General features: G+C 67.7%; 10 protein-coding genes. 4 read left to right on the forward strand and 6 right to left on the reverse strand.

The annotated features are described in order from the left end of the window. Positions 1 to 281 precede the first annotated feature (281 nt). The 4 genes from ABLE43_RS01590 (at position 282) to ABLE43_RS01605 (ending at position 8,451) form a co-directional block, all read left to right on the forward strand. A complete protein-coding gene (locus ABLE43_RS01590; protein WP_348976710.1) occupies positions 282 to 3,413 on the forward strand; it encodes a beta strand repeat-containing protein in 3,132 nt (1,043 codons plus the stop codon). Between the two features lie 247 nt (positions 3,414 to 3,660). After that, positions 3,661 to 4,743: an efflux RND transporter periplasmic adaptor subunit gene (locus ABLE43_RS01595; protein WP_348976711.1), complete on the forward strand. Its 1,083-nt coding sequence runs from the start codon at positions 3,661 to 3,663 to the stop codon at positions 4,741 to 4,743. Next, positions 4,740 to 7,841, forward strand: coding sequence for an efflux RND transporter permease subunit (locus tag ABLE43_RS01600; protein WP_348976712.1), 3,102 nt, complete (start codon positions 4,740 to 4,742; stop codon positions 7,839 to 7,841). Before ABLE43_RS01595 ends, ABLE43_RS01600 begins: the two co-directional genes overlap by 4 nt. A 40-nt stretch (positions 7,842 to 7,881) precedes the next feature. Next, the gene (locus ABLE43_RS01605) at positions 7,882 to 8,451 is read left to right on the forward strand and encodes a helix-turn-helix domain-containing protein (protein ID WP_348976713.1); all 570 of its coding nucleotides are present in this window, start codon (positions 7,882 to 7,884) and stop codon (positions 8,449 to 8,451) included. Positions 8,452 to 8,514: 63 nt separating this feature from the next. Here ABLE43_RS01605 and ABLE43_RS01610 read toward each other — a convergent pair whose 3' ends face one another. From ABLE43_RS01610 to ABLE43_RS01635, 6 genes are all read right to left on the reverse strand, one after another. Continuing rightward, on the reverse strand, positions 8,515 to 9,747 hold the full coding sequence (locus ABLE43_RS01610) for a threonine ammonia-lyase (protein ID WP_348976714.1): 1,233 nt from the start codon (positions 9,745 to 9,747) through the stop codon (positions 8,515 to 8,517). A gap of 197 nt (positions 9,748 to 9,944) precedes the next feature. Further along, positions 9,945 to 11,537, reverse strand: a complete 1,593-nt coding sequence (locus tag ABLE43_RS01615) for an amidohydrolase (protein ID WP_348976715.1) — start codon at positions 11,535 to 11,537, stop codon at positions 9,945 to 9,947. A 75-nt stretch (positions 11,538 to 11,612) separates the two neighbouring features. Next, complete coding sequence (locus tag ABLE43_RS01620; RefSeq protein ID WP_348976716.1) at positions 11,613 to 14,267, reverse strand: M14 family metallopeptidase; 2,655 nt, start codon at positions 14,265 to 14,267, stop codon at positions 11,613 to 11,615. 76 nt (positions 14,268 to 14,343) lie between these two features. Continuing rightward, positions 14,344 to 17,466, reverse strand: coding sequence for a TonB-dependent receptor domain-containing protein (locus ABLE43_RS01625; protein WP_348976717.1), 3,123 nt, complete (start codon positions 17,464 to 17,466; stop codon positions 14,344 to 14,346). 451 nt (positions 17,467 to 17,917) lie between these two features. Beyond that, a complete protein-coding gene (locus ABLE43_RS01630) occupies positions 17,918 to 19,612 on the reverse strand; it encodes a putative 2OG-Fe(II) oxygenase (RefSeq protein WP_348976718.1) in 1,695 nt (564 codons plus the stop codon). A 255-nt stretch (positions 19,613 to 19,867) separates the two neighbouring features. Next, positions 19,868 to 22,717 (reverse strand): TonB-dependent receptor, encoded by a 2,850-nt coding sequence (locus tag ABLE43_RS01635; RefSeq protein WP_348976719.1) that lies wholly within the window; start codon positions 22,715 to 22,717, stop codon positions 19,868 to 19,870. Positions 22,718 to 22,720: the final 3 nt, after the last annotated feature.

A 22,720-nucleotide genomic window follows, 5' to 3' on the forward strand; every position in this document is an offset into this window, starting at 1 on the left:
CCCGTCAGCGGCTGCGCGCGGCGGTCCGTATATCCGGCCCCCGAAGCCGGAATCGATCGGTGGTCATCGTATCGACGATGTCCGATCAAGGCGAATAATCGCTGCGGCAAATCGATCGAAGGACTGTACAGATCGCCGGTCAGCAGGTAGCTTCAAGTCGATATCCGGGGGGATATTTGCCTTGAACCCGTATTTCGCCATGCGTTTCTGCCCGAAACGCATGGCGCACCCGCCCGGAACACCGCGTTGCTTCTATCGGGCCGGAAACGGAGACGCCTGACATGACGACCTACATCGGCACCAGCGGTGACGACAGCTGGACCCTTACGCCCGCGGACGGCTCGTCCACGGTGAACGGCGGGGACGGATTCGATACGCTGACGATCGACTGGTCGTCGAACTCGCCGTCGGCTTCCTTCAGCTACGAGCCGGACGGTTCCGGCTACGGCTCCCGCGCGATCGCCCGCTACGCCGAATATGATCTCGTCAACATCTACGGCATCGAGCAGCTGACCGTGAAGTTCGAGCGCGGCGAAAACCACTTCATGCACACCGTATCCGACAGCAGTGGCCCCGTCACGGTCGCCCATGTCGACGGCGGTGCCGGCATGGATACCTTCACCGGCGATTACGGCCTGTCGAGCGCGGACATCACCTTCGTGCTCGGGGCGGGCGGGGCTACTTCGACCGTCATCGGGATCGGCGACACGCTGACCAATTTCGAGGTGGTGAACATCACCGGGGGCAGCGGCAACGACAGCCTGACCGGCGGGGAAGGCAACGATACCCTGTACGGCGGAGGTGGGACCAACATCCTGAACGGCGGCCCCGGCCGCGGCGGCGATAGGCTCGTGACCACATTCGGTACCGATACGGTAAGCGGCGGCGACGGCGACGACACGATCATCACCTACAACGGCCTCGGCACGGTCGACGGGGGGGACGGGAACGACGTCTGGAATGCCGATTTCTCGCTGGCCACGACCGGCCTCGTCGTGAACAAGACCGCCAGCGGCTACAGCCTGTCGAACGGCATGACCGCGATCAATGTCGAGCGGGTCAGCATCACCGGTACCAGCCACGACGACAGTTTCAACCAGGTCGGGACGGCCTCCGCCAGTTACAACGGCGGTGGCGGCAACGACACGATGACCATCGACTGGTCCTCGCGCACCGGGACCGACTCTTTCCAGTATCAATTCGCCGGCGGCGGCTATGGCGGCGGCCTCTCGATCTCGGGCATGGAGACGCTGAACGTCACCTTCGGAAGCGGCAGCAACCGCTTTTTCCACAAGCTATATACTGCTGGCGATATATCGCGCGCCAATGTCGATGGCGGCGGCGGCGTCGATACCTTTGTCGGCGACTACACCGCGTCGAGCGCTGCGATCAGCTTCGCGCTGAACGCGGGCGGTGCTGCTTCCACGGTCCTCGGCGTCGGCGACACGCTGACCAATTTCGAGCGGGTGGAGATCGCCACCGGCAGCGGCAACGACCGGCTGACCGGCGGTACCGGCGACGACATCCTGTCGGCGGGCAGCGGCAACGATCATGTCGAGGGCGGCGGCGGGAACGACCGGCTCGATGGCGGGGGCGGCATCGACACCCTGTCCTATGCCGGCGCCACGGCGGCCGTGACCGTCACGCTGAACGGCCAGGGCAGTTTCTACACGGTCGCGTCCGGCGGCGGCGGGTCGGACACGGTCGCCAATTTCGAGAATCTGACCGGATCGGCGTTCGACGACACGCTTGCCGGCGATGGCGGCAATAATGTCCTCTCGGGCCTCGACGGCAACGACATCCTCGACGGCGGCGCGGGGGCCGACACGCTGATCGGCGGCGCGGGGAACGACACCTATGTCGTGGACAATAGCGGCGACACCATCGTCGAGGCGAACGGTGCGGGCACCGACACGGTACGCGCCTCGATCAGCTACAGCCTTTCGGGCAAGTTCCTCGAGAACCTGGTCCTGACCGGCACGGCGAACCTGAACGCGACCGGCAACGGCCTCGCCAACGTCATCACCGGCAACAGCGGCAACAACGTGCTGGACGGTCTGGTTGGCGCGGACACGATGGCGGGCGGCCTCGGCAACGACACCTATGTCGTCGACAATGCGGGCGACGTCGTGATCGAGGCGGCGGGCGAAGGCACCGACAGCGTGCAGGCGTCGATCACCTACACGCTGGGCGCCAATGTCGAGAATCTGGTCCTGACCGGCACGGCGGCGATCAGCGCGTTCGGCAATGCGCTGGCCAACAGCCTGACCGGCAATGCCGCGAACAACACGCTCGACGGCGGCGCGGGCGACGACGTGATGGCCGGGGGGCTGGGCGACGACCGCTATTTCGTCGATTCGGTCAGCGACCGCATCGTCGAGGCCAACAACGCCGGGACCGACACGGTGCTGGCCTCAGTCAGCTACAGCCTCGCGGGACAGTTCCTTGAGAACCTCACGCTCACCGGCACCGCCAACCTCAACGCCACGGGCAACGGCCTCGCCAATGTCATCACCGGCAATGCGGGCAACAACGTCATCGACGGCGGTTTCGGCAACGACGTGATGGCCGGTGGGCTCGGCGACGATACCTATTATGTCGACAGCACCGGCGACGTCGTGCAGGAAGCCAATAACGCCGGTACCGACACGGTGCTGGCGTCGGTCAGCTACAGTCTGGCGGGCCAGTTCATCGAAAATCTGACGCTGACCGGCACCGGGAACAGCAACGCCACGGGCAACAGCCTGAACAACGTCCTCACCGGCAATGCCGGGCACAACGTAATCAACGGCGGGCTCGGTGCCGATACGATGATCGGCGGCAACGGCGACGACATCTATTACGTCGACAACAGCGGCGACATCGTCGTCGAAAACGCCAGTCAGGGCACCGATACCGTCATCTCGTCGGTCGGCTTCACCCTGGCGGGTTCGCATATCGAGAATCTGACGCTCACCGGATCGCTCAGCACCTATGCCAACGGCAACGGGCTGGACAATGTGTTGGTCGGCAATGCCGGTGCCAACACCATGAACGCCCGTGGCGGGGCCGATCTGATCGACGGTGGGCTCGGTGCCGACATTCTCACCGGCGAGGCGGGGGCGGACAGCTTCCGCTTCTCCACCGCGCTCGGCAACGGCAATGTCGATACCATCACCGACTTCACCGTGGCCGACGACACGATCCTGCTGGACGATGCCGTCTTCGCCGCGGCGGGCAGCCTCGGCACGCTGGCGGCGGGGGCCTTCCGGATCGGCACCGCCGCACAGGATGCGGACGACCGCATCCTCTACGACTCCGCGACCGGTGCGCTATATTACGACGCCGACGGCAACGGTGCCGGTGCGGCGGTCCAGTTCGCCACCATCGGCACCGGTCTGGCGCTGACCCATGCCGATTTCGTCGTGATCTGACCGGCGACCGTCCACAGCGCCTGTGTACACCGGAACCGCTGCATCGTCGGTGCGGCGGTTCCGCCGTGCGATCATGACGACTTCCAGTACATCGAAATACTTCGGCGAACATGCCGACAATAGATTGTGCGCCTGCAAAAGGAATCGCACAATAACTTACGAAAATCCGCATTAATCGCTGGACGCGCCGCAGCAAAATTGCCATCCATTATCCTGGAATCGAGATCGGTTCGGTGGAGCGGTGGATATGGCCAGCTTGCCCGTCATCGTCAGGTCCGGCAGCGCGGTTCGCGCGGGGCGGGTGATTCCGGGGCTGGCGCTCGCCGCCGCACTGCTCGCGGGATGCAGCGGCGGCAAGGCCGAATCCGCCAAGGCCCCGCCGCTGGTCGTCGCCGAGCGCCCACGGCTGCACCGCTTCGTCGATCGGGTCGAAACCGTGGGCACCGCGCGCGCCGACGAACAGGTGACGATCGCCTCGCCCGTGACCGAGCGGATCGAGCGGCTGTATTTCGACGATGGCGATGTCGTCCGCCGGGGACAGGTGATCGCCGTCCTCGCTCACGGACAGGAACAGGCATCGCTGTCGGCGGCGCGCGCGGCGGAGGACGAGGCGGTGGCGCAGCTTGCCCGGGCGCAGGCGCTGAGCGAACGCGGCTTCGCCACCCGCGCCACGCTCGACCGGCAGAACGCCGCCGCCCGCCGCGCACGCTCCGATGCCGACAGCGCCCGCGCGCAGATCGCCGACCGGGTCATCCGCGCCCCCTTCACCGGTCGCGTCTCGCTGCGCAACATTTCCGCCGGAGCGATCGTGGGCGTGGGCGCGCCGATCGTGACGATCAGCGACAACCGGCGGATCAAGCTCGACTTCGCCGTGCCCGAGACGGCGCTGGCCGCGCTGCATGTCGGCCAGCCGATCCTCGCCACCGCCGCCGCCTTTCCCGATCGTCCGATCCGCGGGCACGTCAGCACGATCGACGCAATGGTCGATCCGCAGACCCGCGCCGTCACCGTCCGCGCCAACCTGCCCAACCCCGGCGACATGCTCAAACCCGGCATGCTGCTGTCGGTCGCGATCGAGGCGGCGGCGCGGCAGGCGCTGGCGGTGCCCGAACTGGCGGTGATCGGCGAGGGCGACCGGCGGTATGTGTTCGTGGTCGGGCCGGGGGACAAGGCGGTGCGCCGCGCGGTGACGACGGGGCTGCGCGACGCCGGGCTGATCGAGGTGCGCGGGCTCGATCCCGGCGCGCGGGTCATCACCGAAGGCGTGGTCAAGGTGGCGGATGGGATGCAGGTGGCGCTGGCCGCGCCGCCGCCCTCCACGCGGCCATGATGCTGTCCGACCTGTCGGTCCGGCGGCCGGTGGTCGCCGCGGTCGGCGCGATCCTGCTGCTGATCCTCGGCGTGGTCGGGCTCCTCAACCTGCCGGTCCGCGAATATCCCGAAACCGATCCGCCGGTCATCTCGGTCTCGACCGTCTATACCGGCGCGGCCTCCGCGATCGTCGAGAGCCGCGTCACCGTGCCGCTGGAACAGCGGCTGGCGGGGATCGAGGGGATCGAGACGATCGTGTCGCGATCGACCGACGGTCGCTCCGACATCTCGATCGAGTTCCGCCCCGGCCGCGACGTCGACGCCGCCGCCAACGACGTGCGTGACCGGGTGGCAGGCGCGGTCAACGACCTGCCCGAGGATGCGCTGCCGTCCGAGGTGCGCAAGGTCGATGCCGATGCCTCGCCGGTCATCTTCTTCGCGGTACAGGCCCCGAGCTGGAGCCGGATGAAGCTGACCGACTATGTCGAGCGCGTGCTGGTCGACCGCTTCTCGACGATCGACGGGGTGGCGCAGGTCAACCTGAGCGGACAGGCGCGCCCGTCGATGCGCATCTGGCTCGACACCGATCGCCTCGCCGCCTTCCGCCTGACCCCGGCGGATGTCGAGCGCGCGCTGCGCGGGCAGAATGTCGAGCTGCCCGCCGGGCGGCTGGAGACGCCGCAGCAGAATCTGTCGCTGCGCGTCAACCGCGGCTATCGCACGCCCGAACAGTTTCGCGCGCTGGTCGTCGGGCGCGGCGGCGACGGCTATCTCGTCAAGCTCGGCGATGTCGCGCGGGTCGAGGAGGGGCCGGAGAACCCCTTCACCAGCCTGCGCGCCAACGGCGAGGTCGGCGTCGGCATGGGCCTCGTCCGCCAGTCGGGCGCGAACACGCTGGCGGTGGCGCAGGCGGCGAAGAAGCTGGCCGCGGAGATCGAGCCGCAGCTGCCGCCGGGCATGACGCTGCAACTGTGTACCGACGTGTCGGTGTTCATCGACCGCGCGATCGAGGGAGTGTGGCACACGCTGGTCGAGGCGGCGGTGCTGGTGGTGCTCGTCATCTTCCTGTTCCTCGGATCGTGGCGGGCGACGCTGATCCCGGCGATCACGGTGCCGATCTGCCTGCTGGCCAGCTTCGCGGTGCTGTGGCTGCTCGGCTATTCGATCAACCTGCTGACGCTGCTGGCGCTGGTGCTGGCGATCGGGCTGGTGGTCGACGATGCGATCGTCGTGCTGGAGAATGTCCACCACCGCATCCGCGACGGCGAGCGGCCGATCGTGGCAGCGTTCCTCGGCGCGCGCCAGGTGGGCTTTGCGGTCGTATCGACCACGCTCGTCGTCTGTGCGGTGTTCGTGCCGGTGCTGTTCATCACCGGGCAGACCGGGCTGCTGTTCCGCGAACTGGCGGTGACGATGATCGCGGCGGTCGGGATATCGGGGGTGCTGGCGCTCAGCCTTGCGCCGATGCTGTGCGTGAAGCTGCTGGGCGATGCGCCGCCGGGCCGCTTCGCCGCCGCGATCGATCGCGTGCTGACCCGGACCGAGGCGGGCTATCGCCGCCTGCTCGACCATGTGCTGGCGCGACCGCTGCCGATGATCGTGGCGACGATCGGCGTGCTGGGCGGCGCGGCATGGCTGTTCACCACGCTCGATACCGAACTGGTCCCGCCCGAGGATACCGGGGTGATCGAGGTCCGCCTCGCCGCGCCGGAGGGGACCGGCTTCGCCCAGCTCGACCAATATGTCCGCCGCGCCGAGGCGCGCGTGCTGCCGATGGTGACGCAGGGCGAGGTGCGCAACCTGACCGCGCGCATCCCCAACCAGTATAATTCCGACGACTACAGCAGCGCTGGCATGACCATCTTCCTGAAGCCCTGGGAGGTACGCGACAAGAGCTCGCAACAGGCCGCGCGCGAGATCACGCGCGCGCTGGCCGAGCTGCCCGCGACGCGCGGCAACGCCACGGTGCGCTCGTCGCTGGGGCGCAGCCGGGGGCAGCCGGTCAATTTCGTGATCGCGGGATCGAACTATACCGACCTCGCCCGCGCGCGCGACCGCATCCTCGCGGCGGCGCGCGCCAATCCGGGCCTCGTCAACCTCGACGCCGACTATGTCGAATCCAAGCCGCATGTGCTGATCGACATCGATACCAAGCGCGCGGGCGACCTCGGCGTATCGGTCGATGCGGTCAGCCAGGCGTTGCAGACGCTGATGGGGTCGCGCCGCGTATCGACCTATACCGAGAACGGCCAGGAATATCGCGTGATGGTGCAGGCCGATCCGCACCAGCGCGACCGTGAATCGCGGCTGTCCTCGGTCTATGTCCGGGCGCGCTCGGGCGATCTCGTGCCGCTCGCCAACCTCGTCCACACCCGCGATACCGCATCGGCGCGCGAGCTGGGACGGTTCAACAAGCTGCGCGCGATCACGTTGCAGGGCGGGCTGGCACCGGGCTATTCGCTGGGCCGCGCCCTTGCGTTCCTCGAAGCGGAGGCGGCGAAATCGCCCGAGATCGTCGCGATCGGCTATCGCGGCGAGAGCCAGGCGCTGAAGCAGGCATCGGGCTCGATCTGGATCGTGTTCGCGCTGACGATCGTCATCGTCTACCTCCTGCTCGCCGCGCAGTTCGAGAGTTTCGTCCACCCCGCCGTGATCCTGACCACCGTGCCGCTGGCGGTGGGGGGCGGGGTGATCGGCCTTGCGCTGACCGGGCAGACGCTGAACCTGTTCAGCCAGATCGGCATCGTCATGCTGGTCGGGCTGGCCGCCAAGAACGGCATCCTGATCGTCGAGTTCGCCAACCAGTTGCGCGACGACGGGCAGCCGCTGCACGACGCGATCGTGCAGGCGGCGACGCGGCGGCTGCGCCCGATCCTGATGACCTCGATCGCGACGGTGCTGGGCGCGGTGCCGCTGTGGCTCAGCCATGGCGCGGGGGCGGGTGCGCGATCGGCCATCGGGGTGGTCGTGGTGTTCGGCCTGTCGATCGCGACGCTGCTGACGCTGTTCGTCGTGCCGCTGGTCTATCGCCGGCTGGCGCGCGGGACCGGATCGCCGCTGGCGATGACGCGCGCGCTCGACGCCGCGCTGGCGCCGCAACCGGAGCCTGCCGAGTGAACGCGATTGTCCCATTTGCTGGGAAAGGGTAGGTTCGGCCATGACCGCTGAACGCCCGAAACCTCCCGCCATCGGCCCCCGGCTGCAGAGCCTGCGCAAGGAGCGCGGCATGACGCTGGACGAGCTGTCGGCGGTGTCCAGCGTGTCGCGATCGATGCTGTCGCAGATCGAGCGCGGGCAGGCCAATCCGACGCTGGCGATCGTCTGGCACCTGTCGCAGGCGCTCGGCGTCGAGCTGTCCGACTTCGTCGGCGGCCACCGGCTGGAGCGGCGCGCGCGGATCGAGCTGACCGCCGCGTCGTTCGTGCCGGAGATCCGCACCAAGGACGGGCTGTGCGTGATGCGCATCCTGAGCGCGGCGAGCGACGTGGGCCGGACCGAGCTGTATCACATGACGATGGAGCCGGGCGGCGAGCTGGTGTCCGATCCGCACGGCCATGGCAGCTTCGAGCATCTCTCGGTGCTGACCGGCACGATGATCGTGACCAGCGCCGATACGACCGCGACGGTCGGCGCAGGGGCGATCGCGCGCTATCCGGTCGACGTGCCGCACGCGATCCGCAATCCGGGCGACCTGCCCGCGACCGCGCTGCTGGTGGTGATGCCATAAGGCGGGATCCACTTGCGTGGGAGCGGGCCGGTACCGCCCTGATCCAGCGCGCTGGATCAGACTCTAAACCGCCTCCGCCGCCGCTACGCCGCCGCCCATCACCTCCGCCGCAAAGCCCCGGTCGTGCAGCGCGTCGAGGATCGCGCGTGCCGGGGCGTGGCCCGCCAGTTCGACCGTGAACACCATCCGCGCCGATCGCGCCGAGGCGCCGCCGAACACGCGGTCGTGCGCCACGTCGAGGATGTTGCCGCCGCGATCGCCGATGATCGTCGCGACGCTGCCGAGCAGCCCGGCATGGTCCGGCGTCGTCACCCGCAGCCGCACGAGCTGTCCGGCGCGCGCCAGATGGCGTTGCAGCATCGCGGTCAGCACGCGCATGTCGATGTTGCCGCCGCACAGCACGAGGCCGACGCGCTTGCCGCGGAAGCGTTCGGGCTCCGCCAGCACCGCGGCCAGTCCCGCGGCACCGGCCCCCTCGCACAGGGTCTTCTCGATCTGGAGCAGCAGCGCGACGGCATCCTCGATCAGCGCCTCGGGCACGACCAGCATGTCGTCGACCAGCGCCCGCGCCGTCGCCAGCGTGCAGCGCCCCGGCGCGGCCACCGCAATCCCCTCCGCGACCGAGGTGCCGCCGATCAGCGGCCGGTCGTGCCGCCCCAGCGCCCGCGCCATCGACGGGTAGAGCTCGCTCTGTACGCCGATGACCTGCGTCGCGGGGGAGCGTGCCTTGAACACGGTCGCGATGCCGCCGATCAGCCCGCCGCCGCCGACCGCGATCACCGCCGCGTCGAGCGGCGGCCCGTCGTCGATCATCTCCAGCGCGACGGTGCCCTGGCCCGCCATCACCACCGGATCGTCGAACGGATGGACGAAGGTCAGCCCCTGCGCGACGAAGCGGGGCACCTCCGCCATCGCCGCGGCGAGGTCCGCGCCCACCAGTTCCACCCGCGCGCCGAAGCCTGCGGTGCGCGCCACCTTCACCGCGGGCGTCCCCTGTGGCATCACGATGGTCGCAGGGATGCCCAGCCGCCGGGCGTGCAGCGCCACCCCCTGCGCATGGTTGCCCGCCGATACCGCCACCACGCCGCGCGCACGGGCGGCGGGATCGAGCGCGAGCAGCCGGTTCAGCGCGCCGCGTTCCTTGAACGATGCGGTGAACTGGAGATTCTCGAACTTCAGCCACAGCTCCGCGCCGGTCAGGTCGGACAGCGTCTGCGAATGGAGGAACGGCGTGCGCGCGACCGCACCGGCGATGCGGGCGGCCGCGCGCTCCACATCGCCCAGGGTGATGACCATCGGGCGGCTCTCCGCTAGAGGATGATAATATGAGGCGCACCCGTTCGTGCCGAGCAGGGGCTGAGCTTGTCGAAGCCTCGTATCGAAGCATCTGCCCCGGGCGGTCCTTCGATACGCCATTTCGACAGGCTCAACGGCTGTTCAGGACGAACGGACAGGCTTGATGTCATCATGCCATAGGCGACAGGATGCGGGGGCTATTGCGGCCTGGTGATGCTCGGCCACTTCACCCCGATCTGGTCGAGATAGCTCCTGTACTTCTTCGCGTCGTAATAGAGCGGGCGCATCCGGTCGCGGAATTCGGCCATGATCTCGGTGTTGAGCTGGATATAGGGCTTCTCGTCGGTCAGCACCGGCTGGTATTTCTGGTCCTTCGTCTGCACCTCGGTGAAATAGCGCTTGGCGTCGGCCAGCAGCTCGGGCCGGGTGAACAGGTCGAGCATGGTCATCGCCATCGCCTTTGCCCCCGCGACCCCGCCCTTGTGCGCGATCGGCGTCGCCATCGCGATCGCGTTCGACCAGTTGTGGCCGGGCAGCTCGGGGATGTTGGAGGGGAAGCGGATGGTGATCGTCGGCCTGGTCCACGACACGTCGCCGATATCGTCCGATCCGCCGCTCCGGGGTTCGGGATCGGGCGGGGTCAGCGGCTTGAGCGCGGTGTCGAGCCCGGTCTGCTTGCCGCCGACCAGCTTCTGCACCGCCTTGGCGAATTCCTGCTCCTGCGGGGTCCAGGTGGGCATGCCGATCTTCTGGATATTGGCATAGGCCGCCTCGGCGATCGGGCGGTTCATGTGCTGCGGGGCGGCGGTGCCGATGATGCGATGCTCGACGCTCGTGTCGCTCATCTGGGCCGCGGCCTCGGCGATCTTCGTGCCGATCGCATAGTTCTTCGCGATATTGTCGAACGTCTGCTCGCGGAAATAATACCATACGGTCGCCTTCGACGGGACCACGTTGGGCTGGTCGCCGCCGTCGGTGATGACATAGTGCGACCGCTGTTCGGGGCGCAGGTGTTCGCGCCGGAAGTTCCAGCCGATGTCCATCAGCTCGACCGCATCCAGCGCGGATCGCCCGCGCCACGGCGCGCCCGCGGCATGGGCGGATTCGCCGGTGAAGGTATAGAGGACCGACACGCCGCCGGTGCCCGACGGCTGGCCCCAGCTGGTCCCGAGGTTGGAGCCGACATGGGTGAAGAGCACCGCGTCGACGTCCTTGAACATGCCGTCGCGCACGAAGAACGCCTTGGCCGCGACCGGTTCCTCCGCCACGCCCGGCCACAGCATCAGCGTGCCGGGGATCTTCTCGCGCAGCATGATCTCCTTGACCGCCAGCGCGGCGGCGACGTTGACCGCCTGTCCGGAATTATGCCCCTCGCCATGCCCCGGCGCGCCCGCGATCATCGGTTCGCGCCATGCGACGCCGGGCTTCTGGTTCGCCTTGGGAATACCGTCGAGGTCGGAGCCGACCGCGATCACCGGACCGCCGGTGCCGTTGGTCCATGTCGCGGTCCATGCGGTCGGCATGCCGGAGACGCCGCGCACCACGGTGAAGCCGTTCTTTTCCAGGATGGCGGTGATGTATTTCGATGTCTCGACCTCCTGCATCGCCAGTTCGCCGAAGCTGAAGATCGAATCGATCATCTCCTGGATCAGCTTCGCCCGCCGGTCGACCCCGGCGGCCGCATCCTCCTTGAGCGCGGCAAGCCTTTCCGGCGCGACCTGTGCCGATGCCTGTCCGCCGAACCCCGCCACCACCAACGCGCTGCCGAGCGCGAGCGACCTGAACGTCATTGCCTGTTCCCTCGATGGATATCCGCTGCCGACCGGCCGCCGCGCCCGCGAACGCGGCGGCCGGAACCCGATCGATCAGACGCCGCCCGGCGTCTTGAAGAGCGCGTCGAAGAACAGCTTGTAGGTGCCGTGCGCCTGCGCCCGGTGCTGCGGGCGGAAGCCGAGCAGCACCACGTCGCCCTTGCCGAGCGAGGCCTGCACCGCCGCGGCCTTCCCCTCGATCAGCTCGGCACCCAGCAGCCAGCCGCTCTGGAGCACGTCCTGATCGGCATAGGTCGCCAGCACCTTCACCCGTTCGTTGTGCATCCGCGGGGTGACTTCATAGGCCTGGCATTCGGCGGTGAAGATCGCCAGCGCCTTGGCGGGCATGCCGTATGCCAGCGGGTCCTGGTTGTCGACGTTCATCCACAGCGTGTTGCCCGGCGACCAGAATTCCTTGGCCGGCTTGCCCGCGACGATGTTGCGCACCGGCAGCTCGAACTTCTGGATCGGCAGGTCGGCCGCCGCGCCGAAGGTGACGATCCGCCCGCCCGCCTCGACGAACGCCTTGAGCGCGGCGACGCCCGCATCGCCGAAGCCGCTGCGATATTCGGGCGGCACGCTCTCGATGCTTTCGCGACCCGCGCCGCCGCCGCGTCCCGCCGCCTCGCCCTTGGGTGCCTCGCCGGTCATGTTGGCGACCGAGTCCGAGGGCAGGACGATCACGTCGTATTTCTTGATGAGGTTGCCCGCCTTGATCTCGGCATCCATGATCGAGGCATAGCCGAAGTCATATTGTTCGAGCAGGAACCGGGTCCAGCCCTCGTCCATGTTGCCGCCGCGATAGCGTTTGAGCATCGCGATGCGCGGCGCGGCGACCGCATAGCCGCTGGCCCCGCCCGCGGGCGTGAAGCTGACGCCGGTCGATGCCGCGACCGACTGCGCCAGTTGCGGCGATCCGGTGACGACGAAATCGCCGACCTTCGCGCTGCCCGAGGGCGCGCTGACCCGCTTCACGCTCGCCCCGCCGCGCAGCAGCAGGTTCACCGCATGGAAGCTGTCGTTCAGCCGCCCGTCGAGCAGATAGGGGCCGCTGCCCTCGACGGTGCCGGGCTTCACCCCGATCCCGGCGACGGGGGCGAGCTGGGTGGTCACCGCCTGGGTCAGCGGATCGCTCTTCACCCCCATGAACTCGGTCATGGTGTCGGTGCCCATGTCATAGGGGCGGATCGGCGTGCCGTCCTTGGTCCGGGCGTAGGTGTCGTCGGGGAAGAAGGTCCGCCCGAGCAGATAGCGCACCAGCCCCTGGTTCGGCTGGTTCATCGGCACGACATAGCTGCCGGGGCCGTAGGCCTTGCCCTCCTGCACGAAGCCCTGCGGCGATTGGTAGACATCGACCTTCTGGAGCAGCAGCGCGTCGATCATCTTGCGCGCGGTCAGCGGGTCGTGCTGGTCGGCGGCGATGACATAGGCCTTCACCTCGGCCTCCGCACCGCGCTGTATCTGGCGCTGCGCCTTCAGATACATGTTCTTGAGCACCATCTCGCGGTTCTTGGCGGCAAGGTCGACCAGCGACCATGACGTGACCTTCTGCCGGTCGACGATGTCGCGCGAACGCCACCAGCCGCCGGTCCACGGATCGGGCATGTTGATCTGCGGACCGTTGTTCGGAACGTTGCGCTGCCCGCCCTGCAACTGGTCCGGATGGACATAGAGCGGCGAGGCGAGGTTCGCGCTCGCGCTTTCGTCGAGCATGCCCGCGATGTTGTGGAACGGCGTGATCCAGTGGAAGCCGAAATGGCCCCAGCCCGAATAGATCGCATCCCCGATCCCGCCCTTCAGCTGGGCCTGGTCGAGGTTGTAGCCCATGTGCGACCCGTACCAGATCATCTCGCGCCACACGAGCGGATCGGCGCCGGGGCGGATCGGATCGGCATAGGGCGGGATCGAGATGCGCGGGGCGTACTGGCCCATCTGGTGATGGTCGATATAGGCCTGCGGGATCCAGTCGCGGTACAGGATCTTCGCGATATGCTGCGATTCCACCATGTTCAGCATGAAGGCGTCGCGGTTGTTGTCGTGGCCGACATATTTCTGGTACAGCCACGGCATCGCGCCGCCCTCGTACGGCGTGCCGACGTACTTCATGTACCATTGCTGCACCATGTCGTGCCCGTCGGGATTGAGCGAGGGCATGATGATCTGGATGACGTTGTTCAGGACGTTCATCGCCTCGGGATCGGTGCGCGTCACCATGTCATAGGTGAATTCCACCGCCGTCAGCGCTGCCGCGATCTCGCTGGAATGCAGGTCGTACGACTGGACGATCACCGCCTTGCCGTTCTTGACGATCGCGTCCAGCTCCGCCTGCGGCACGCCGCGCGGATCGGCGAGCTTCGCGTTCATCTGGCGATATTCCTCCAGCCGCGCCAGATTCTCGGGCGAGGAGACGAACATCACGAGGAACGGCTTGCCCTCGGTCGACTTGCCGATCTCGACGACCTTGATGCGATCGCTGGTCTGGGCGAGCTTCTGGTAATAGGCGACGATCTTGTCGTACGGCTCGAGCTGGCGGTCGGCCCCCATCCGGTGGCCGAACCAGCTTTCGGGCGTGGGCACCGCGCCCTGCGCCCATCCCGCCCCCGGCGCGGCGACCGCGAGGGTACAGGCGGCCAGCCCGATCGAAATGCGGCGCCATGCGCGCCCGCGGCGGGTGTTTCCGGATGCCTTGCGGCCAAGATCGTCACGCATATCCATCCCCCTCGGATCGAAGTGTCGCAGCCCGGTGTGATGATGCGGGCGCATCTGCGGCTGCGCCCGCATCCCGTCAGAACTTCTTGGACAAAGAAGCGAAGAACGTCCGCCCGACGATGTCGTACAGCTGCCCGTCATAGGTCGGGATATTGTCCGAATAGGTCGGCGGCGCGGTGTTGAAGATATTGGCGGAACCCAGCGCGATCGACACGCCCGATGCCTTCAGGTCGAACCCGATGTTCAGGTTGAACAGGCTGTACGCCTTGATCCCCGGCGTCGTCGCGGTCGGGGTGGCGACGGTGTTGCTGTGCTTCATCCTGTCGATGAAGATCCACGTCAGCCCGATGTCGAACCCGTCATTGTCGTAGTTGAAGCCGGTATTCGCCTTCCACCGCGGGTGCGAGACACCGGCATTGGCCTCGATCGAGCGGCCGATCGTGCCTGCGAAGTTGCGGAACGGCTGGCCGGGGCGGTCCTGGATCTTGAACTTGTCGAGATAGGACACGACGCTGCGCACGCTGAACGTGCCCGCACCCTCGCCCAGGCCGATCTCGTCCAGCCGCAACCGCCAGTCGAGCTGCGCATCCACCCCCGCCACCTGGAACTGGCCGAGGTTGAGCAGCGGCTGCGACGCGCCCGCGCCCAGCTCGCCGTTCGCCTGCCGCTGGCCGAGCAGCTGGCAGAAATAGTTGCTGGAAGAGAAGGTCGGGTTGGTGCCGCCGACGTTGAAGCAGGACTGCACGATCTGGGTGATGCCCAGCGTCCCGATCGCGTCGCGGATCTTGATGTCGTAATAATCGACCGACAGCTTCAGGTCGCGCAGCAGCGGGGTATCGAACGGCGACCCCAGGATCACACCGATCGAATAGGTGTCGGCGACTTCCTCGTCGAGATCGGGGTTGCCGCCGGTCAGCGGGAATACCTGCGACGTGGCGGCGAAGCTGTCGTAGGCGGCGGGCGTGATCCCCTGCGCAAGGCACAGCGCGCGGACCTGCGTCGGGTTCTGCAACCGGAACTGCGAGCGCCGGTCGCACGGGTCGCCGGTGATGGCGGTCGCGCCGGCGGTGCCGATGCCGGTGCTGCTGTTCGATACCGGCGCGAACAACTCGCCGGGGCTGGGCGCGCGGATCGCGCGGTTGTAGCCGCCGCGGAAGCGGACCTCGTCCACCACGGCCCAGGCGAAATCGACCTTGTAGGTGTGGGTGCCGCCGATCGAGTCATAATCGGAGAAGCGATAGCCGAGGTCGAGGCTCAGTTCCTGGATCAGCGGGGTGTTGTAGAGGACCGGCACGAACAACTCGCCGAACACCTCCTTCACCTTCACTTCGCCCTGTGACGAGCGCAGCGATGCGAAGCCGATGATGTCGCTGCCGCCGTCGGCGAAATAGCTGGTGCCCTGCGGCTGGTTCAGCGCCTCGTCGGCCTTGTAGGTGAAGGAATTGGAGCGATAGTCGGAGCCGACCGCGAACTTCACCTTGCCCGCCGGCAGCTCGACCAGCGATCCCGCCAGCGTGCCCTGCACCACCGTCTGGCGCAGGTTCGTCGTGTTGAGCGTATCGCGCGTCAGATAGTCGCTGCACCCCTGCGAGATCGGGAAGTCGCCGAAATAGCGGAAGTCGGTACAGGTGCTGACCTGTCCGGTCGGGCTGTTGAACAGCGCCATCAGGCGGCTGGCGCTCAGGCCGCCGGTCTGCCCGTTATAGAAATCGGCGGCGCTGGTGGTGGCATAGGCTTCCCAGCGAAGGTCGCCGATGCCCAGTTCGCCGTCGGCCCCGGTCATGAACTGCCAGACGTTGTACTTGTAGCTCTGCCCCCGGTTGCCGATCGCCTGCCACGACTTGGTCGATGCGAACGATCCGGTGGGGTTGGGGCGCGACGCCAGCACCGCCTTCAGATCGTTCGGGATCAGCACGCTGTTGTAGGGAATCGAGGGCGTGTAGAAGTTGTTCGAGAGCGTCGTGTTGACGATCGAATCCTGCATATAGGTCGTGTAGCTGAACTGGCCGAACACCGAGATCGCGTCGGTGACGTCATAGTCCACCCGGCCCATCGCCATATAGCGTTCCATCTCCGACTGGATGTCGCCACCGCGGAAGCCGAACTTGAACTGCTTGCCCTGCCCGACATAGGGCGAGCCGGATTCGTCGATCAGATAATATTCGTCGGTTTCCACGCCGCGGAAGTTGCGCACCGGCACGCCGTTGGTGGTGAACAGCGTGCCGTCGTTGTTGAAGCCGAATTCCCCGGCATAGGAATTGCGCTGCCCGGTCGTCGCGGTCGACGTCGGGACCAGGGGTGCCGCGCCATAGGTGGCGAGCAGCGCGTTGACCGAGGCGAGCGTCGGCAGGTTGCCGGGGAAATAGGCGACCGCATAGGGGATCGCCTCGTTCGCGCCGCAGCAATATTGCCGCTCGGGATACCACGGCCGCTTGGCCTGTTTGGCGCGGTCGCGCCGCGAATAGTCGAGCGAGACGAACGCGCGGCCGCGGTCGTCGTCGAACTGTCCGCCGCCGGTCGCGGTCACGCGGAAATTGGCGCCGTCGCCGTAGTTGGTGATGCCGGTGAAGGCCCGCAGCGCCAGTCCGCTGAAATCGCGCTTCAGGCGGAAGTTCACCACGCCCGCCGTCGCATCGGACCCATAGGTCGTCGACGCACCGCCGGTGATGACCTCGATGTTCGAGATCAGCGCTTCGGGAATGGTGTTGAGATCGATCGAGCCGTCGGGGTTCGACGGCTGGAGCCGCTTGCCGTCGAGCAGGATCAGCGTGCGCTTCGACCCCAGGCCGCGCAGCGACGCATTGGCCTGTCCGCCGTTCAGCCCGGTACCGGTGGTGGAGGTGTTGGACTGGCCGAGGCCGCCCGCGAACTGCGGCATCTGCGACAGCGCGCGTTCGACCGTGATCTGCCCGGTCGCCGCGATCGCTTCCGCGCCGACCGATACGATCGGGCTGTTCGCCTGATAATCGGGCCGGGCGATCAGCGATCCGGTGACGACGATATCCTCGCCCGGCTCCTCCGCAGGCTGCGCCGTTCCCGCAGCCAGTGCTACCGGCGCTTCCTGTGCCGCGCCGTCGAGCGACGCCAGTTGTTCGGACGCGGCGGCGGCGGCAACGGGTGCCGTGGCGCTCGTCTGGGCAAATGCCGGTCCCGTGCCGGCAATCAGTCCTGCGACGATGCTGGCGGAAGCAAGCAACATTCCGCGGTTGATAACGCACGGATGATTGCGCAAGGCATCACGAAGATAGTGCGGCATGTCATTTTGTCCCCGTCAAAATGCGTGCGATCGCCTCTCCAATTGTATATTATGGTATCGCTGGTTGTTTACGCTACGCCGATACTGTCGGTACTTCCGGTCGCAACTGGCCCCCGCCGAAACCTTGTCAGGTTCAGCTGTGCAACGAACGGCATTCATCAAAAGCGTGTTGAGCGACTATTCGGGCATCGCATTATCGGACTTGCCGACTGCGGCTCTCGTCTGTGTCATCAGAGTGACGCAGATTGTTCCGCGACGCCATAGAAAAATCCACTTAACTGGTCCTTGATAGTGGATTTTTTCATAAGCTAATGATTATATGGATAAATAATTTGTAATCCTTGACATTTTTCCTGTCCGGGACGTGTGCAGGTGCAGCAGAAGGGCAGCGCGATCAGGCGGGCATCAGGTCGAACGCGATCGACAGCCGCGACTCGTTGCCGCCGAACGGTGCCGTGCCGTGCCACATATAGGAGGGGAACAGCGTGATCTGCCCCGCCCGCGCCGGAACCCAGTGTTCGGGGCCGAGGGCAGGGGACGTGGCAATGCCGGGCTGGCCGAACTTCAGCCATCCCCCGCGCATGCCGTCGTCGGCAGGCACCGCGATATGGCAGGCGGACGACAGCCAGCCGTGCGGGTGGATATGGTCGACATGGAAGCCGCCCGGGTGCAGCCGGACCGACCACATGCCCCCCGGCGCCGCCCGCCCGGCGTTGCGTCGGCGCAGCACGTCCGGCCCCGTGCCCAGCCGGTCGAGATAGTCGGCGACGGCCGGTGCGATCGCGTCGCGGAATGCGGCGATCGCCGGGTGGCGGCTGCGGCGCAGGTCGGCACCGGTCTGCGTGCCGTGGCGCAGCGACTGGTCGAGCGGATGGGTGCGCAGCCGATGCAGATCGCCGAGCCCCGCCGCGAGATCCCGCAGATAGTCGTCCAGCCGGGACCAGCCCGGCGGCGGCGCGATCGGCGCGGCCCGGACGAAGGCGGCATAATCGTAGAGCGCGTCGGCGCGCGCATCGCCGGTCAGCCGCCACCCGGTCCATTCGAGCGCGATCAGTTCCTGATCGAGCGGCAGGGCGGTGCGCAGCGGGGCGATCCGCGCCATCGCCTGCCGCGGATCGCCCGCCGCCAGCAGCGCCTCGACCAGACACCGTACGGCGCGGTCGTTCGCCGGCGCCAGCGCCGCCGCGCGGGCCGCATGCGCGACGGCACGCGCCGGATCGAAGCGGGCGGCCAGATGCGCGGCGGTCATCTCCAGCATCGCATCGCCCGTGACGGGGCGGTGCAGGAGACGGGCATAGCCCGCGCGCGGATCGCCCGCATCGGCGAGCAGCCGCGCCGCGATCGCCCGCAGCCGTGCCGCGGACGCACCCTGCACGGCGGGTACCTCCAGCATCGCCAATGCCGCCTGTGCATCGCCGCTGCGCATCCAGTGCAGCTGCGCCAGATCGCGTCGGGCATCGACATAGTCGGGCCGACGGTGGATCGCCGCGCCGAACGCCGCTTCGGCTTCGTCGAACCGGCCGAGCGCCTGGAGCGCGCGGGCCAGCACCAGCCATGTCTCCGGCGCATCGCCCCCGGCGGCGATCGCGGCGCGCGCCGCCGTCTCGGCCCGCTCGGCATCCCCGGCGTCGCCCGCCGCCGCGGCGAGATTGTGCTGCGCCCGGGCATCGGCGGGATTGCGCGCGACGATCCGCGCGCGTTCGGCGACCGCTTCGTCGATCCGGCCCAGCGCCTTGAGCGCACGCGCGCGTTCGACCAGCAGCGGGTCGGGCGCGTCGCCCGCAGCGGCGATCGTATCGGTCGCCGCCAGCGCCTCTGCCGCCCGGCCCAGCGCGAGCAACAGCCGGGCACGATCGGCGGCGATCTCCGCGTCGCGCGGCGCGGCCTGCTGTGCCGCCGCGAGCGCACGCCCGGCCGCCGGACCGTCGCCCAGCCGCATCGCCGCAATGCCGAGGAGATGCTGCACCTTCGCGATATCCGGCATCGCCCTTGCGAGCGGCTCGATCGCGCTGCGCGCCTCGGCGAAGCGCCGCCGTGCCAGCAGGTCCGCCACCTGCCGCAGCCGCAGCGCCGGATCGTCGGCGGTCATGCGCGGCGGTGCGCAGCATGGTGGGGGATGTGCGGGCGCGGCGGCGGGCAGCGCCGATCGCCTTTCGATCGCGGCATGGCACCTCAACGGACGGTCATCGCGCCTGCCGGGGCAGGGCCGGACGCCAAGCTGCCGTCCCTCGCTCCACCGCGCAAGGGGCTTCCGCCGTCCCCGCACCGCCCTTCACGCACAGAACGGCCGCCCGTCGCGGGGCGGCCGAGGATGGCGCAGCGGGGAGAAGTTCTGCGCGGAACGTCAGAAGGCGTAGCGTGCGCCGAGCAGGAACTGTCGTCCGCTGTGCGTGCGGACGTTCAGCCGGTTGCTCTCGTCCACGAACTGGTCGTTGAACGTATCGGTGATGTTGATCGCCTCGAGGCTCAGCTTGAAGGCGTCGGTCACGTCGTACGAGACCTGCGCGTCGAAATTGGTCGTGGCGCTGGTGCCGTTGTAGCTGTTGCCCTCGGTCCCCGGCACCGCCGTCAGGTAGCGCGAGCGATAGGCGACCGAGCCGCGGATCGAGAAGCGCGGCGTCTCGAAATACAGCGTGCCGTTGGCGGCATGCTTCGACAGGCCGATCAGCGGCTGGGTCACGCTGCCGGTGCCGGTCAGGTAGCGGATGTTCGAGTCGACATAGGTATAGTTCGCCAGCACGCCGAAGTTCTGGAGGAGGCCGGGCAGGAAGCTCAGCGGCTGCTGGACGTTGACCTCGAACCCCTTGAGCTTGCCGCCGTCCGAATTGACCGGGCGGCTGACGATGAACACGTCGGTCGGCAGCGCCGAGGTGCCCGCGAGGATCGAGGCGGGCAGGCCCAGTTCGCTGAACGGCACGTCGACGCTCAGCGTCTGGACGAAGGTGCTGATGTCCTTGTGGAAGAAGGACGCGGCATAGAGCGCGCCGCGCGTCGGATACCATTCGATCGCCACGTCGACATTGGTCGATTCGGTGGGTTTGAGATCGGGGTTGCCGCTGGAGAAGCCGCGATTGCCGCCCGAGATCGAGACGTTGCCGCCGGGCGACAGCGATCCGATCCCGGCGCGCGCGATCGTCTTGGCCGCGCCGAGGCGGAACAGCAGGTTGTTCGTGATGTCCCACACGATGTTGCCCGACGGCAGCCAGTTCCCGTAGTCGCGCTCGGCGACCACGAGGTCGAAGGCGGTGCCGCGGCTGGCATAGCCGGTCGAGCGCTGGTCGGTGCGGACATAGCGGACCCCGATGTCGCCGCGCACCGGCAGCCCGGCATCGGCGAGGTTGAACTCGCCCATCGCCCACAGCCCGGTGTCCTGCTCGCGCACCGTCGTATAGGAGCCCCGCGCCGAGGTCGCCTCGACGCCGCCGGTCGCGTAGAGCGGGTTGGAATAGAGGCCGTAGAGCTGCTCGAACGCCGCGAGGTCGGGCACGATCCAGCCGCCCGGCGTACCCGCGGGCACGTTGATCCCCTTGCCGAAGCCGTCGTACAGGCGGGTACCGGCGGCGATCTGCGCCGGGGTCAGCGTCTGCACGACGCTCTCGCCCGAGGTGCGGCGGCGTTCGGTCGAGTCATAGTCGAACCGCCGCCAGTCGGCGCCGACCTTCAGCTTGACCGCATCGGTCGCCTTCCATTCGAGGAAGCCCTTGGCATTGAGGAAGCTGTTGGTGACGGTCTGCGGGCGGATGCGGACCTCGGAGGTGCCGTTGGTGAAGGCGAAGGTCGCCGGGTTGGCGATATCCACGCCCGGCCGGATCGTCGGGAAGCGGGTCGAGAAGTCGTAGAAGAACCCCTGCGTATTCGCCGCGTCGAGCGTGACCGTCGTCTGGATGGGATTGCGGAAGTCGGACAGCGCATAGCCGACGACCCCGCCGACCTTCACCCGATCGCCCAGATCCTGCGCCAGCGTGCCGGTGATCTGATAGAAATCGGTGGTCAGCTTGTCGAAGCGCGCCTGGGTGCGCAGGTCGACATTGTCGAACGTGCCGGAAACGATGTTGTTGTTCTCGTCCACTACGCCCGAACGGATGATCGTCTGCGGCTTGCCGGTGCCCGAGCGGCTGAAGCCGATCGCCTGGAACTGCGCTTCGCTGCGCGTGCCGTCGAGCCGCGAATAGAGGCCGTCGATCGTCAGCAGCGTCGCATCGGTCGGCTGGAACTGCAGCGACAGCGCCGCGCCCAGCCGTTCCTGTTCGATGTCGTAGCTGACGAGGCCGGGGATGCGCGGGTGGAACAGCGCGGTGTCGGGGTTGGCGTCGTTGATCTCGGCGATCGTCTTGCCCGCGATCGTCGAGCGGGGGTCGAAGCCGCCGTTGAACCCGCCATAGGTCCAGCGCGTGATGTTCGCGCCTTCCTCGCGCAGCTTGCGCTGTTCGTACGCGATCGACAGCAGCACGCCGAACCGCCCGTCGGACGTGGTGGTGGTGAGCAATGTCGAGACGCGCGGCGTCACCTTTTCCGCCAGGTCGTTGTAGCTCGCCTGCGCCGAGACGACGGCGGTCGACTTCTTGAAGTCGAACGGGCGGGCGGTCTGGAGATCGACGGTCGCGCCGAGCGAGCCTTCCTCCACATCCGCGGTCGCGGTCTTGCGCACCGCGAGGCTGTTGAACAGGTCGGAGGAGAAGATGTTGAAGTCGAACCCGCGCCCGCGGTTCACGCCGCCCGAATTGTCGGTGCCGCCGGTGGTGCCGATCGCCTCCATCCCGTTGATGCGCACGCGGGTATATTCGGGGCCGAGCCCGCGGACGGAAATGTTGCGGCCTTCGCCGTTCACCCGGCTGATCGCCACGCCGGGGATGCGTTGCAGCGATTCGGCGAGGTTCAGGTCGGGGAATTCGGCGATGTCCTCCGCCTTGATCGCGTCGATCGCCGAGGTGCTGTTGCGCTTGATGTTGATCGCGCTGGTCAGGCTCTCGCGGAAACCGGTGACGACGATCTCGCCGTCGGCGGCGTCGGTCACGTCCGGTTCGACCGGCGCGGCGGGCGACGGCGGCGGGGAGGCGGTGTCGTTCTGCGCGCCGGGCGCTCGGGCCGCCTTCTCGACATTGGTCTCGGGCATGCCCTGCGCCGATGCGATGCCCGGCGCGACCAGGGCGCTGGTGACGACGAGCAGGTGGCGAAACTGTGTGATGCCGGCCATGGA

It is taken from the genome of Sphingomonas silueang, from assembly GCF_040049155.1.
In the GTDB taxonomy this organism is placed as follows: Bacteria; Pseudomonadota; Alphaproteobacteria; order Sphingomonadales; family Sphingomonadaceae; genus Sphingomonas; species Sphingomonas silueang.